The organism is Serratia sp. LTN-2, from assembly GCF_059740205.1.
Genome location: NZ_JCAXDO010000038.1, coordinates 1 through 13,324, shown reverse-complemented (window position 1 = coordinate 13,324; position 13,324 = coordinate 1). Strand labels below are relative to the sequence as shown.

The 13,324-nt window shown below is 54.6% G+C and carries 13 protein-coding genes and 3 pseudogenes; 4 read left to right on the top strand and 12 right to left on the bottom strand.

Annotated elements, in window-relative coordinates; all coding sequences use genetic code 11:
- Window positions 1–32 precede the first annotated feature (32 nt).
- The 5 genes and pseudogenes from AC6BYQ_RS27655 to AC6BYQ_RS27635 form a co-directional block, all read right to left on the bottom strand.
- Window positions 33–377, bottom strand: a pseudogene (locus AC6BYQ_RS27655) (Y-family DNA polymerase); the annotation flags it as partial.
- A 2-nt stretch (window positions 378–379) separates the two neighbouring features.
- Window positions 380–796: a translesion error-prone DNA polymerase V autoproteolytic subunit gene (gene umuD, locus AC6BYQ_RS27650; RefSeq protein ID WP_197848818.1), complete on the bottom strand. Its 417-nt coding sequence runs from the start codon at window positions 794–796 to the stop codon at window positions 380–382.
- Between the two features lie 197 nt (window positions 797–993).
- A complete protein-coding gene (locus tag AC6BYQ_RS27645) occupies window positions 994–1,680 on the bottom strand; it encodes an SOS response-associated peptidase family protein (RefSeq protein WP_306686646.1) in 687 nt (228 codons plus the stop codon).
- Window positions 1,681–2,086: 406 nt separating this feature from the next.
- On the bottom strand, window positions 2,087–2,410 hold the full coding sequence (locus tag AC6BYQ_RS27640) for a DUF1493 family protein (protein WP_498057853.1): 324 nt from the start codon (window positions 2,408–2,410) through the stop codon (window positions 2,087–2,089).
- Window positions 2,410–2,871 carry an STM2901 family protein gene (locus AC6BYQ_RS27635; RefSeq protein ID WP_306686647.1) on the bottom strand — a complete coding sequence of 154 codons (462 nt, stop codon included), beginning with the start codon at window positions 2,869–2,871 and terminating at the stop codon, window positions 2,410–2,412. The genes AC6BYQ_RS27640 and AC6BYQ_RS27635 overlap by 1 nt, the downstream gene beginning before the upstream one ends.
- Before the next feature lie 537 nt (window positions 2,872–3,408).
- Here AC6BYQ_RS27635 and AC6BYQ_RS27630 point away from each other — a divergent pair.
- Window positions 3,409–4,098 (top strand): RES family NAD+ phosphorylase, encoded by a 690-nt coding sequence (locus AC6BYQ_RS27630; protein ID WP_306686648.1) that lies wholly within the window; start codon window positions 3,409–3,411, stop codon window positions 4,096–4,098.
- A gap of 26 nt (window positions 4,099–4,124) precedes the next feature.
- Here the strand turns inward: AC6BYQ_RS27630 and AC6BYQ_RS27625 are convergent, their stop codons facing one another.
- The 6 genes from AC6BYQ_RS27625 to AC6BYQ_RS27600 form a co-directional block, all read right to left on the bottom strand.
- On the bottom strand, window positions 4,125–4,820 hold the full coding sequence (locus AC6BYQ_RS27625; RefSeq protein WP_306686678.1) for a MerR family transcriptional regulator: 696 nt from the start codon (window positions 4,818–4,820) through the stop codon (window positions 4,125–4,127).
- 157 nt (window positions 4,821–4,977) lie between these two features.
- Window positions 4,978–5,400, bottom strand: coding sequence for a hypothetical protein (locus AC6BYQ_RS27620; RefSeq protein WP_306686649.1), 423 nt, complete (start codon window positions 5,398–5,400; stop codon window positions 4,978–4,980).
- Window positions 5,401–5,424: 24 nt separating this feature from the next.
- Window positions 5,425–5,916: a hypothetical protein gene (locus tag AC6BYQ_RS27615; RefSeq protein WP_306686650.1), complete on the bottom strand. Its 492-nt coding sequence runs from the start codon at window positions 5,914–5,916 to the stop codon at window positions 5,425–5,427.
- A 298-nt stretch (window positions 5,917–6,214) separates the two neighbouring features.
- The gene (locus AC6BYQ_RS27610; RefSeq protein WP_306686651.1) at window positions 6,215–6,769 is read right to left on the bottom strand and encodes a hypothetical protein; all 555 of its coding nucleotides are present in this window, start codon (window positions 6,767–6,769) and stop codon (window positions 6,215–6,217) included.
- 199 nt (window positions 6,770–6,968) lie between these two features.
- Window positions 6,969–7,829 carry a hypothetical protein gene (locus AC6BYQ_RS27605; RefSeq protein WP_306686652.1) on the bottom strand — a complete coding sequence of 287 codons (861 nt, stop codon included), beginning with the start codon at window positions 7,827–7,829 and terminating at the stop codon, window positions 6,969–6,971.
- A gap of 4 nt (window positions 7,830–7,833) precedes the next feature.
- Window positions 7,834–8,904 (bottom strand): hypothetical protein, encoded by a 1,071-nt coding sequence (locus AC6BYQ_RS27600; RefSeq protein ID WP_498057852.1) that lies wholly within the window; start codon window positions 8,902–8,904, stop codon window positions 7,834–7,836.
- A 298-nt stretch (window positions 8,905–9,202) separates the two neighbouring features.
- Between AC6BYQ_RS27600 and AC6BYQ_RS27595 the strand changes: the two are divergent.
- Both AC6BYQ_RS27595 and AC6BYQ_RS27590 read left to right on the top strand, forming a co-directional pair.
- Window positions 9,203–10,335: pseudogene (locus AC6BYQ_RS27595) on the top strand (DUF3800 domain-containing protein).
- Window positions 10,336–10,446: 111 nt separating this feature from the next.
- Complete coding sequence (locus tag AC6BYQ_RS27590; RefSeq protein ID WP_306686655.1) at window positions 10,447–11,289, top strand: GIY-YIG nuclease family protein; 843 nt, start codon at window positions 10,447–10,449, stop codon at window positions 11,287–11,289.
- A 174-nt stretch (window positions 11,290–11,463) separates the two neighbouring features.
- Here AC6BYQ_RS27590 and AC6BYQ_RS27585 read toward each other — a convergent pair whose 3' ends face one another.
- Window positions 11,464–12,450 (bottom strand): hypothetical protein, encoded by a 987-nt coding sequence (locus AC6BYQ_RS27585; RefSeq protein WP_306686656.1) that lies wholly within the window; start codon window positions 12,448–12,450, stop codon window positions 11,464–11,466.
- A 329-nt stretch (window positions 12,451–12,779) separates the two neighbouring features.
- Here AC6BYQ_RS27585 and AC6BYQ_RS27580 point away from each other — a divergent pair.
- A pseudogene (locus AC6BYQ_RS27580) lies at window positions 12,780–13,324 on the top strand (hypothetical protein); the annotation flags it as partial.

Below are 13,324 nucleotides of genomic sequence, written 5' to 3'. Positions count from 1 at the left end.
CCCCCTCAGACGTTTAAAAATGTCCATAGCTCGGATTCCACTGCTTGGGTGACCACACTATACAACTTACTCTTATCGATGCTATAGATCGTCATCGCTGGCGCGAGGGATTCTAAAATCGTCATGCAGCGTGCCGACATGTCGCCGTACAAGGCATAATTGCTTGAAAAGACAGTTACATTTTGATTTTTAATGATTTCTCTGGCCTGAAAAAACGGCATGCCACGTTTCAGACCGAGCTTTTTTCCCTCCCGGTTGATTGCCACCAGGGCGCCATCGTTGTTCGAAAGCACGGCGACCGGGCTGCCTTTCAGATCTGGCCGGAAGACCTGTTCACAGGCACAGTACATCGAATTGACGTCAGCCAAGAGAAACATGATCACCCTCCAAACGAGTGCAGGGCGTGGATCACCACCCCAAAAATTTCCAGTTCTTCAGGGTAAATAGGGCTGTAGGCGGGATTCATCGGCGCCAGACAAACCCTGGGCGTCAGTAGCAATCGCTTGACGGTAAACTCGCCGTCGACCGCGGCGATCACGATGCTGCCATGTACGGGTTTTTCAGCCCGATCGACGATCAGCAAATCCCCTGACAGTATGCCGCCATCACTCATTGACTCGCCCGTTGCCCGGATGAAATACGTGGCGGCCGGATGTCGAATAAAATCATTCAGATCAATGGATTGTTCTATATAGTCATCGGCAGGGCTGGGAAAACCTGCCGGGCATGGTGTCCCGTAGAGCGGGAGTTTGACCGGTTGACCTGGTGAAAAAAAGTACAATTCTCTGGCATTCATAATAGTCATAATTTATCTGTATATATATACAGTAAATCATAAACGAAACGTGCGCACACGCAAGCCTGAAACCGGGTCTCGTAGCGCGATCCGACGTAATATAATAATTTTCTGAGTGATTTTTTTCTGCAGCTTTTGGCGTTCCTCATGTGTGCTTGCACACATGATATCCACCAAAACTGTGGATAACGCGCAGCTCAGACCGTTGGTGTATCGATGGCCAGGATGAGTGAGGGATTGTCATTGCGAACGGCGCCCACAGCCGGCGAGACCGGTTGCCAGATGAAATCCTCCGCTTGCAGGCTGTACACGTCAGCATGCATATGGCCAGAGGGCGGAACTAAGCTGGTATCGAGCCAGTCGCGCGCGGCAGCGGGTGGCAGCACCAGAGGACGTCGATCATGAATATCCGCCAGGCCGGCATGACTGGCGGCCGTGATAATGATAAAGCTGCCGCTGCCGTCGCTGGCTGCTACGTACAGCGCCGCAAAGAACAACGGCTGGCGATCGGCGCCACGGATAAAATAGGGCTGCTTCAGCCGAGGGTTCTCCGTCGACTTTTTCCATTCGTACCAGCCCGATGCCGGCACCAGCGCGCGGCCATGCTTCCAGAGCGGGGCGAACATCCGGCTGTGCTCCGCGGTTTCAACGCGGGCATTGATGAGCGGTGGTTTTCCCTGTTCACGCCACCATTCCGGTGCATAGCCCCAGTTGACCGGCGTCAGCTGCAGCTGGTCATCGTGGTGATGAAACACCGACACTGGCGTGCCGGGGGCGACGTTATACCGTGCATGCCAGTCGCCGGCGGTGCTAACCGGCGTATCAAGCGCCAGGGCGGTGAGAAATTCGTCTCGGCTATGGAATTGTGCAAAACGTCCACACATTGCGCCTCCTGACTTAAATAAACTAAGTGTAGAAAATTATTATAAACCTTGCACAATATATATAAATTCAACTCGATTATTATGATAGTATTATAAATACTGTATTTTATGGGTTTGGTTTTTATTCCATGATTAGAAATTTATTTTTCATCTCTATTTTCTTTGTCTTTGTGGCGTTCCTTGCGTCCATTGGTGGCTATTGGATGGTTTCGGGACTGGCTTTTATTAATTTATTTATTTGCTTGATTTTTATATTTATACTCTATGTGGTAAGGTTTTATAGTTATAGAGGGGTGAGATGAAGAAACTGCTCGTCACTTTCACATAATTAAAAGGGTATTTGAATGTTGTAGCTGTGACGAGCGATTTTGTCAGATTCAAATTGTATGTATTCTTTACTTATTTTTTAATACAACCAGCGCCCCGCTTTGGCCGATTCAACCAACATACCGATGGTGAGTGGTCTGAGCGGCTGTTCGGGCACTTTCGAGCCGAGGAATTCTGGAGCAAAATAGTGGGTAAACTCCATGCCGGCCGGATCGACATGCCATATGGCCAGGTAGGTGTTGATCGCATCGTCACCGTCATCCCAACCAATCTTGAGATCTTCCCGCAAACGCGTGTCTAGGGTTACCGGAACTTTAGGGCCCCAGAAGACATATTTCCGGGGACTGAAATTTTCATAGTAGTAATCAATGATCTCTTGCTCTATTTGCGCTGGCGTCTTCATCAAAAATAGGTCCACTGAATTCTGTCGGCCGGGCGGGCGATGAGATTAAATCGGTCTTTGACATCTCGCCCGATCGCGTAAATTGTCCATGCCGATAGAGCATAACCCAGCCAGGGAACATTCCGGCCGATAAATTTACCCCAGTTATTCACATAGCTGATATGAAGGCGATGTGGCGATTCACCAACTAGCGTGGGTAGCCGGATGCCTTTTGGCAGAGGCTTATCCAGGTACTTCCGGGACAGTCGCGAGGCGATTGACGTGCCGGGTGTGGCGGTGCCGGGCTTTTGTCGTGTGGGAATCCAGGGTTGTCCAGACGCGATCAGCACGGCATCGGCAACGCTGATCTCCAGGTGTTCGCGGAGCGCATCGACGGTGATCAGCCACCACAGCTGTTGGGGTGTTAACTGCATATATCCTTTATAGAAATACGTGCCGTTTAATTCTTCTACCGTGTCCATAGGTTATCCATTACCATTGGGGGATATACCATGTTTGCACATTTTTGCATCAACCTCCAGCATAGTGAGGATAGGCTCCTACCCCAGTTTCTATTCCTTTCCCCGATACGGCCCTCATTCATCTGGAGCTGCACCGGTAGCCCGGTATCATACGCGGCGTGATACCCGCCGGCGACCTGCAGGACGCCCCCTCCAGCCGCTTGAACGTATCGTCTCCGCACGACAGTCGCCGGCAGTGCAAGTCTGCGCCGCTGCGAAGGGCCATCACCGGCTGGGTTGCAACACCTCCCATCGAAGCGCTTCGGCATCAACCAGATTGCAGAAACGCCTTCAGCGAATACTCCCCCCTCAAGTTCCCCAAAAAATTCTTTTTAAATCAATCCTTGTCTGACCCGAATATTTGTCTATCCTCATCGTGTCCTGCCAGTTCCACCGGCGGATACAGCGCCCTGCGGCCACGCGGTCGGGGGCAAAAAACCTAAATCACGGAGGTTAGGCCTATGGCTTACATCATTCGAACTACTGCAGGAGATAGATATGACATCAAAATTCGAGGCAAACCCAAACGACGAAGTTAGCCAACCAACTGAAACTTCCGGACATATGTGCGCGAATGAACAAGATGAAGCGGCCTTGGCCACCATCAGGCAGCTGCAGGATGCGACACTGCTTGCTAACAGTGACAATGTCAACGCGGGTACGTTGGCATACCGACTTCAACGTGACTCTCACGGCGGTAGTAGCGTCTTTTTCAATCGTGACGGGGCGGATTTCCGCTATAGCCTGACCGATGGGATCACCGGGTCAATGTATCTGGCCTTTGATCCGCTAACACCGCTGAAGGAAGTTTTTCAGGGCAAAAAAAGCGTCAGGGAATCTGACCTCGATAATCACTATATGGGCGAAGTGGTTATCGTAAAAGACGTTAGGGTTTTGGTGGTTAACCACCTCGTGCGTAGCACCCACCTGACGCTGCATCAGGTCACGACAGGTACACGCGCCGTGACACAGTTGCTGGCAGAAAAAGCCAGGGCGGCAGGACTGGACGGCATGTTATTCACCTCTAACGTCACCGGTGACGATTGTCTTGTGCTTTGGCACGACGACGTTGCCGGTGCCGGGATGGCTGTGACCCACAGCCAAACGCGTCTGAGTGACTTCGAATACAATGGTCATGAAGCGGCGGATATTCTGGTGTTGCGCCTGGGTATTCCGGTAGAGGTATAATCAAAGGGGGGCAAGCCCCCCTTTCATTAAATGGCGTCCTGTGAACCGTAGACTCGAGCCAGGCGATGCAGCTCGTCCATCAGGGCCGGGCCGGGCCGGCTTTTCAAGATACCGGCGACGGTATACGGGCGTCCCGTCGTGGACAACCCATTCAGGACAGTATTTCTCTCCTCCATGAAGAAGGAATACTGCATGCGGTCACTGAACCCCTGCCTCTTCAATAGGCCAAGCAGTTCCGCCACGCCGCGAAGTACGCCTTTATCGGAAATAGACTCATCATCCGTGAACTGGAACGCGGGATAGTAAAACTCACCATCAATCTCCAGAGCGAGCAGCTGCCCGGCATCTTTCCAGTTTTTCACCGTTGTTTTGGTTTTGCCAAGGATCTCCGCGGCTTTGGCTGACGAGTAGATCCCGCCATCTTTCTCCAGGGTGTCCAGGAACATCGCCTTGCTGAGTAAACGGCGACGTTGGCGTCTCTTCTCTTTCGTCTCACTGTTAACGGCACGGTTCATCAAAAACTGCAAAATGGCATCGACGGTAAACACCGCATCGGTCTCGGCCATGCTCTCCGGGGCGATCGGCGTATTGCCGGCACGCACGTCTTCTGCGACCTCGCGGACAAAGTTTTGCAGGCGCGCAGCGAAGATCCCGCTGTCAGAAAAACTGTTCGTTGCGGAGGAACGAGTGTTACCCATTCGTTTTTGGGTTGTGGTGGTCATAAGCACCTCCTTTTCGATTTCATGCATTAAAGAATATGGCAAATCGAAAAGTTGTGCAAGTTTTATGCGCGTGGTTTTTTCGAAAGACTGACGCGACAGGAAATTAACTCCTGCCGCGTAGCCGGAACCTATCAGTGGAAACTGGGCAATAGGCGGCTTATAGCTCGAACGGGAACTCCCCGTTGCGAGGAGCAACTTCTTCATCGAGGAGCTTTTCGGAATACTCGATCGCCGCTTTCATCATTTTCAGCGTCTTGTCCTTGCTGTTGGAATACGCCGCGATGGACACGACGTATTCCATAGTCGGCGCGAAGTCAGGCCAGCCCCCGAAGGCATGATGGGTGGCGTGCCATTTGCCACTGTGTTCGCGCGGCAGATGGATCATCTGAACCAAATGATACGCGGGATGAGCTGTTTCCAGCGTAACCTGTGACGGCGAGTGCAGGGCGGCGCGGGCCAGACCATCGAAGTAGTAGTTGGCTGCCGGTAGCAGCCCTTCGACCATCATGACAGAGCCATCATGGATTTCTTTCATCACCAGGAAGATTTCGGTGCGGGGGAGTTTTTTTTCGTTAGTCATGGCGTTAACCTCAAAATCTAGTTTTTAACAGTAAAATCTTCCGCAGGCCTCAAACCCATTAGGCTTGACGGTGGGTAGCATCTCCAGCTCTGCGCGCATATCTCGGCGGATATAGCGGTCATGTCCCCGGAATTCTCCTTCGTGGCACTGGATCCACTTTCCGTCCTTACGTTCGAACCAAAAGGACAGGGTAACACCGACAAATTTCGGGTAATGCTGGCGTTTGGCCAGGGGCTGAGCGGTTCGGAAATGTTCTTTGTTCGAGCTCGAGTCGGGCAACTCCGGGTATGCCTGCGGGTGTTTGCTGTGGTCGTAGTCCCACCACACGCTGATGCGCAGTTCTTCAAACCCGATACCGGACCAGTTAATCACGGTCGGTTTGCCGGCGAGATCCGCGAAAATATGCCCCTTTTCCTCTTGTGTATTTCCGTCAGTCTCTGAGGTATCCAGCCTGATCGCGCCGCGTTCCAGCAGGGTGTTAACGGCCATGACGGCCAGTCGGTGTAATGGAGTCATTGGTGCCTCAATTCACGAAATGGGTTCGCAGTATAGTCCCCGTAGGCCAGACTTTCACACCACGTCACGCCATTTTATGCAGATGATTGTTGTGCCAGACAGTGCACAAACGCGAGTGGCTGTCCTGAGGTTGTTTATGATCTATGCTGTGGCAAGTGATGGGGGAATGAGGACTCAGGAGGGGCTGCCAGTGCAATCCGCGTCGACAATCCCAGGGCGGTATCGTCTTCTCAGACCTCGCGATGGCCCCGAACATGACGGGGCTGTGTTTTACCTGACGACGCTTTTAAACCGGGTATTACTGCAGGATCATTGCGATGTAGCTTTTTTGCTTTTCAAGTGAAAGACTTGAGCTAAATTTGCAGTCCAGAAAATCACCTTCGTAACCGTCCAAACAGCCGATGATAAAATGATTAGTGTGTTTTTTAAACAAGTGATGGTGGAGATGCCAGAATAGCTCATTAAAATCAATATCGTAATAACACTCTGATATACGCCCTGATTCGAAATGGGGTTCCCGCTTCGTTGTTCCATCCTCCCGGGTGAACTCACCGTCAAGATAGTCCAGAACGCTACGCTCAATGTCTTCGAGCTGGGCTTGTGTTGTGCGCGCTGTGCATTTAAAGGCGCAGAACAGATAATAGCCGGGGTTGCATGAGCTGTATGATCTGGATGCCAAATTGCCCATCGTTATGCCTATCTTGGCATAGCTGGCGTTTTTGCTATCAGCACCCAGGTAAAGCCACTTTTCCAGGGATTCAAAATTGTCTTTATCTCGCTGATGGATGGCTTCCATTTTGTAGTCTGCGTCGGCAGGAAGCTCCCGGTCGTAAGGCTGAAATTCTCTTCTCATTATTTTCTCTTGGTGACAGGCCAACCGTTGGCCTGATTGGGCGGTATCTCCCTCACCAGACGTTGAGCCCGGTCTGTTGAAAAATGGATCTCAAGTCCAACCGGGTCGGTCTGGGAAACAGGAGTGATTACAGGTCAGGCGTATTTTATAACCAATGCACTTAACTTGCGGATTTATTCATAGTTGGCTGGTTGACTGCTCAATCGTCCTCACAATCCCTGCATGCGTCCTCAATCCTATACCCGCCGCAGTCACAGGGTGCCATCGCCAAAAATCCGTCGAAACTGCTGTAGGCGCATTTGTACCACAAACAGGCTCCCTTTTGGCGTTCTGGCAGGTAGATAACGCTGCCCGCCCCGCAATCCGGGCACAAATGGTAATTTTCGGGCCTGAGATTGGTCAGCCTGAAGTCGCAGCAGGTGCAGTAGGTTTCAACGGGGAAGCTTTCGCCACGATACAGAATGAAATGCGACCAGCTTTCACAGGCCGGACACATGGCCAGGTGGTATTCGTCCTCGACATCGATATCCAGAAACTGACGCTCAAACGCAACGATTTGTTCTTTTATCACCGAGTCATATGTGGTCAGCTCGGCGTCATCCAACTGCAGAATGGCGAACGCCGGCTTGTAGATTTCCCGGTACAGTTCGCGCAGCAGTCTGGCCAGGTGTTTGGGATCTATCTCAATGGCGAAATGCTGGATCTTGTTGCGCTCCAGCGCCAGCGTACTCAGTAGCTTCATCCCGTCCGGGTTGAAGTCCGCCGGATAATGTTCTATCACCAGTCTGCGCAGCTCCGGGATATTCACCGACAGGCAGCGATAGAGCTCCTGCTCGGTCGGTCGCCGATCGCCGCACACCTTTTTTATCGATCGGGGATCAAAGATCAGGGTGTCATCGAGGCGGGTCAGCGTCGCCTTCAGCAGCAGCTCCGCGCCCTGAAACAGATCCAGCAGGCAGCGCTTGTGATCGCGGTTGTTGTTCCCGCGTACCGCCTGATAGAAGTGATCTAAGCCGGTTTCCACCGAGTCCAGCGCATTTTCCAGCAGCGAAAATTTCATGGTTTCACAGATCCCCGTACAACGCGGCGAGCTCGGCCAGCGCCGCGGCGGCCGCCGGGTGCTCCAGCTGCGTCAGCAGCTCGGCCTCGAGCGCGGTGAAGGTGTCCGGCGCCAGCCGCAGCCGCAAATTCGGCAGCACCAGACCGATGTCGCCGCTCTCCGGCACATGCAGCGAGACATGCCGCCCCTGATAGCTGCGGGTGCGATCGCCGTCCTGACGCGCGCGCAGCAGGCGGCGCAGCTCGGCGAACACCGGCCAGCCGAAGGTCGACTGGAAGACCGCGCCGCCGATATGCAGGGACAGGAACGGCGGCAGGCTGTCGTCGGCGCCGGGATAGGCGCCCTGCCCGGCGACGATCTCCACCGTGGCGCGGAGCTCGCCGGCGACGGCGATCAGCTGCAGGCGCTCCACGAAGGGCGCGGTCAGCGCCAGATACTCGGCCAGCGCCGGATCGTCGGCGCGCTGCGCGGCGACCGCCAGCGGGAAGATCGCCCGCAGCCGCACCGGGGTGCAGGCGCGGGCCAGCGCCTCGTCGCTGAAATCATCGAGGTTCAGCACGCCGCTGGCCAGCGGCCGGGCGAAGAATTCGGCGCTGCCGGCCGGCGGGGTGCGTGTCGCCGTAAAGCGGTCACGCAGCGCCTGCAGCCAGTCCTCGCCGCGCAGGCCGAAGGTACGCCGATAATAGTGGGGATCGACATCGAGCCCGCCGCCCACCGCCGTCTCCAGCAGCGCATCGGTGATCAGCAGCAGCGCGGACAGCGGCGCCCGGTTGACCGGCCCGCGGCCATCGCGGTAGGCGATCTGCGCCTGGGCGAACAGCCAGCGCAGTTCGGCGCGGCTCAGCGCCTGGCCGTCGACGGTTTCCGCGCGCACGACCTTGCGGTACAGCTGGCCGAGGGTGATGTACGGCGCCGCGCAGAGCGCGCGGTATTCGTCGCCGGCGACCGAGGTGGCCAGCGTTTGCTGCAGCAGACGTTCGGCCAGGGTGTTGACCGGCACCGCTTCGGCGGCGGCGCGGTTTTTCAGGGCGGCGATCAGGGATTTTGGAAAGCGGAGGTTCATCTGGCTTAGCATGGCGGTGTCCTGCTGTCATAAAAGTATATTGTGATGATAGCAATATCCTATAAAGCATAAATGTTGATTACAATGATATGCAAAAAACAGATAGCTTTATTTTTCTGGGATAGCTGAAGTGACAAGTTGCTAACAGTCCTTCCGGCCTGCTAGCGAAGCTCCGGGCGGCGGTCGGCGTTTTTGCGTCGCAGATCCGAAAAAGACCATAAGCGGATCCCTTGCACCCAATGACTGGGTGGTTTTACATTCGCGTTAATAATACTGTTTCGCTTCAGACTGACAGATAAAGGGATCTTGAATGCACTTTTATGTAGATGAAACCGGCCATACCGGCCCGAACCTTTTTGACCCTACTCAGCCGGTGCTTTCTTACGGCGTGCTTTCTTCGCCGGACGACCTGGACAAGGTTGCCGAAGCAGGGCTTGCTGCTTTGCGTAAAAACTGAAGGTACAGCGCCTGCATGCCGCAGAACTGGGCATACACCGTCTTGGTGAGGTGGACGATACGCTGCTTATCCTGCAGAAGAAGCACCGGATACGGTTTGATATCTGGCAGGTGGTCAAACGCGATCACGCCATCATTTCATTCTTTGATCAGGTGTTCGATCAGGGCATGAACCCGGTGGTGCCCTGGACGGCTTACTGGACTCCGCTGCGCTATCCGTTGCTACTGAATCTGGCAAATCTTTTTGATGACGTGCTGGCTGAAAAAGCGTGGCGCGCCCGCCTTGAGCCCCATGATGAACGTTCATCCACGCTTTTCAGCGAGGTCTGTGGTGTTTTGCTTCAGTGAGTCGATGCTTTGGGTGACGCCCGATCAGTTGAAATTATTACCGATGCCCTGTCCTGGGCGATGGTCAACTTTGACGAGCTGAGCTACAACTGCAAAACCGGTAAGCAAAAGCTGCAGATCATGCCCAACATGATTGGATTCCAGTCCGTCCTGCACGGAATTTGTTCCCGTCTGGGGGCGCCCAACCGCAAGGCCAATATCATTGTGGATCAGCAGTCGCAGTTCAACACCACCCAGCGGGAGCTGAGCGTCTTTTATCGTCAGATCCGCGAGCAGCCGTGGGAGCTGGGACCCGGCCTGCCGGTGATGAACATGAAGAACATGCCGGAGAAGCCGCTGATTTTCCAGTCCGGAACCCAGAGTGCCGGGCTGGAGCTGGTTGATATCTATCTGTGGACCTTCAAGCGCTTTATGGAGGAGAAAGAGCTGACCAAGCCGCTTACCCGCCTGATTTACACCAACCTCAAAACGGCCCGAACGGACAGTGTTTCGCTGAACTCGATCGGTATCCGGTTTAAGGAGTTTTTTGGAAACCTACCGGAGCCAACGGCGGAAATGATACAAAAGGCAAGTGAATACCGGGATCAGGAAGAGACGCGGCGCCTGCAACATCGCGTGCCTGCCCCCTCCCAGCCCTGACTGTCCGTCTCCCTTGGTTGCCCGTATGGGGCAGGATCGGGCGGCCGCCGTCGAACAGTGAAAACACTCGGAGGCGCTTATCTGCTCGGTCCATTTAAGGATGTAAATAATATGGATTTATTCAGCTACCTGACGCTCGTTTTGCCCGATTTAAGCCCCGATCGTTGCCACGTCCATTTCGCGTCGATAAACGATTACGACGAAGATCCGCTGACCGAGTTTGAACACGGCACTTTCGATGAATGGCAGTGCTGGCAAAAGAAAAAGGTATTCAGCCGCCCGTATGTGGTTTCGTTGATCCAGACGGAGAACAAGCAGCGCTGGATGTACGCCGGAACCTATGAGACCGGTGAGTTGCCGTGCGTGATGGAGCCTGTCAGTGGACGTAATGAGGCCTATTACCGCTATGCGCTGACGCCTGTCACTGCCCTGAGCGAGTATGCCGGCCGGCTTCATGTGTCACGGGCGCTGACGGCCAGTGCCCGGGCGTTTGTCCGGCGGGGGGAGGCTGTGGCCCGGTATTTGGCGATCACCGACATCTCCCCCACCCGCCGCACCCTGGGCCGCTTTCCGGGCTACCGGGAGGTGTGCATTGACCTGCGGACCCTCGGGTTGATCCTCCGGGAAGATAACCGGTCGTGGATCCGCGCGCTTTCTGACGTCAAGGGGATATACCTGCTGACCGATGAGGAGGGCGGGAAGCTGTATGTGGGTAAAGCGGATGGCGCGGAGGGGGTGTGGGGACGCTGGATGAGCTATCTGCGAACCGGGCATGGCGGCAATGCCGGCTTGAAGGAGGCATTCGGCGATCTCGCGGGTCCGCGGTTAGATCAGGTCAAATTTTCTGTGCTTGAGGTCATGGGGCTGAACTGCGAAGAGGGAGAGATTGACCGGCGTGAGGCGCACTGGAAACGGGTGTTGCTGACGCGCCGCTTTGGTCATAACCGGAACTGACCGGCCGATGCTGCGGCCGGTGTGTTTCTCCTTCGCGCATCATAAGTAAACTCAAACACACGGGTTTCAACGACGAAAGTGACTTGCTGGAGCAAAACCTTTTCGCCTGTAAACGGTTGGAAACAACGGTCTCAATTAGGAAGAAAGGCCGCCGCAGCGGCCTGGGCCTCGAGTTTAGCGAGTAGTGACAGGAAGGGTTGCAGCATAGGCTCGCAGGGGAGCATCAACGTTACTGACGAGCGCTTCGGCCACTTCCGTCAGTGTCTGGGTGGCGCCGATCCGGGCGTCCTCCACCGTGTAGCAGTGTAAAGAGCAGGCTCCTTCCCGGAAACGGAACCCCATGCCGAGGGCATTGTTGGGGAAAATCTTCGGGGCGCCGTAGCCTGGATCGGGCGTCAGGATCTGGCCATTACAGTACGGCAGCTCAAACTGATCGAATGCGCCTGCCGGCAGAGCCCGCGTATTCTCGGTGCGCAGCGTCAGCAAGACCTGACTGAGTCCCTGCTGGCCGCTTTCGTCCTGAAACACGGATACCCGGCTGTAAAGGCCCACCGCATGAGCCTCACTGAGACCGTTCGCCGGCTCCAGACTCAGCATGTCGCGCAGCTGGTTGATCTGCTGGTAATAATCCTGCCGGCGATACCATTGCCCCCAGAAGCGGGCAATGCTGGCCCAGAACGCTTCAATCGTCTGGTCATCACGACGGGCGACATCACAGAACAGTGCAAAATACAGCGCTGTGCCGCCGTAGAACTGTTGCCCCCGCGGCATCACCTGGCTGGTTCGCATGCGGAGGTACTGTGCATTGCGGAGCAGAATACGGGTCAGGTCATCTTCCGTGCGGATACCCAGCAGATCGCGGTAGGCGGCTTCGAACTGGGGAGCCGGCGGAGCCGCGTTCCAGGCAGGCAGAACAAGACTGCCGTTATACTGGGCAATATCCTGATCCAGGGAGGCGACCAGCGGACTCTTGAGGCAGAATACGTGGATAATGCTGCCCATGCTGGCATTGACCATCTCACGCAGCAGCGCTGACTGGTTAATGTCTCGTGCTTTGGCCACTTCCTTCAGCGCCTGGCCCTGATCGGTCGGGATACCCTTGAGTGAGACCGATACCGTCCCCTGGGACTCGTTTTGTTCAGATGGAGTATGAATGTTCAAGATAATCACCTCTTTGACTGTTTAAGCTAAAAAATAAAATTTCCAACAAAATTGAATGTAAACGCCACTCTCTTTCATGTATTACTTTGAGCTAAATGTATTACCAACGCAAGATATTTATTACCTTTTCTCGGTTTTTCTCATTCAGATCCGAAAACCCCTGGTCCCGGATCTTCCTGGGACTGATTAGGTTGTACTCGACCACAACGCCTGTTGTACCAGCCTTAGTACAAACGAGAGTGCCCTCCATGGGGTTGTCCCCGGCAGACGCGGTCTATACAGTCGATTTAACTGTGCATTTGTACAGTATTAATCAACGGAGATAGCCCATGCTTTTTAATGCAAATACCAAATTTACTTATCATTCACCGGATGATGGCGACAGCATGACGGTGACCGGCGATCGTCCCAGCCGACCTGGCCCTACTGGCCCCACGGGTAACGGGGGCGACAGCGGCGGTGGCAGTGGTGGTACTGTCAGCTGGCAGGTCATGCAGCCCGGCGATGTGCTTGTCTCCCGGTATGGCAAAGTCATTATCAATGCCGAGGGCCACGCAACGATGAACGGGGTCGTCATGAACTATGAAAATTCATCGTTAGTGGATGATGGTGCGGGCGGTGCAACCCGCGTACTGAATTCCATCATCGATGCTGCCAAACCGCCGGCCGGCCAGAATTTTGGCAATAATGCCAGCATTTCGGATGGGCGCTATGCCGGCAAAAACCCGGCGGCAGACTATACCCTTCCGCTGGCTGTCTTTACGGCGGTCCGTCGCGGCCAAATCCCCCCTGGTTTCTGGCTTGACAACAACAAGGTCATGACCGAGATCACGCAAAAATACGAGATCAACGGCGGCGGCAAAGGGAATGATCG

Excerpts from the sequence above, each read along its gene's own strand:
- umuD (WP_197848818.1), bottom strand. The coding sequence starts at position 796 with ATGAATGCCAGAGAATTGTACTTTTTTTCACCAGGTCAACCGGTCAAA.
- AC6BYQ_RS27645 (WP_306686646.1), bottom strand. The coding sequence starts at position 1,680 with ATGTGTGGACGTTTTGCACAATTCCATAGCCGAGACGAATTTCTCACC.
- AC6BYQ_RS27640 (WP_498057853.1), bottom strand. The coding sequence starts at position 2,410 with ATGAAGACGCCAGCGCAAATAGAGCAAGAGATCATTGATTACTACTAT.
- AC6BYQ_RS27635 (WP_306686647.1), bottom strand. The coding sequence starts at position 2,871 with ATGGACACGGTAGAAGAATTAAACGGCACGTATTTCTATAAAGGATAT.
- AC6BYQ_RS27630 (WP_306686648.1), top strand. The coding sequence starts at position 3,409 with ATGACATCAAAATTCGAGGCAAACCCAAACGACGAAGTTAGCCAACCA.
- AC6BYQ_RS27625 (WP_306686678.1), bottom strand. The coding sequence starts at position 4,820 with ATGACCACCACAACCCAAAAACGAATGGGTAACACTCGTTCCTCCGCA.
- AC6BYQ_RS27620 (WP_306686649.1), bottom strand. The coding sequence starts at position 5,400 with ATGACTAACGAAAAAAAACTCCCCCGCACCGAAATCTTCCTGGTGATG.
- AC6BYQ_RS27615 (WP_306686650.1), bottom strand. The coding sequence starts at position 5,916 with ATGACTCCATTACACCGACTGGCCGTCATGGCCGTTAACACCCTGCTG.
- AC6BYQ_RS27610 (WP_306686651.1), bottom strand. The coding sequence starts at position 6,769 with ATGAGAAGAGAATTTCAGCCTTACGACCGGGAGCTTCCTGCCGACGCA.
- AC6BYQ_RS27605 (WP_306686652.1), bottom strand. The coding sequence starts at position 7,829 with ATGAAATTTTCGCTGCTGGAAAATGCGCTGGACTCGGTGGAAACCGGC.
- AC6BYQ_RS27600 (WP_498057852.1), bottom strand. The coding sequence starts at position 8,904 with ATGCTAAGCCAGATGAACCTCCGCTTTCCAAAATCCCTGATCGCCGCC.
- AC6BYQ_RS27590 (WP_306686655.1), top strand. The coding sequence starts at position 10,447 with ATGGATTTATTCAGCTACCTGACGCTCGTTTTGCCCGATTTAAGCCCC.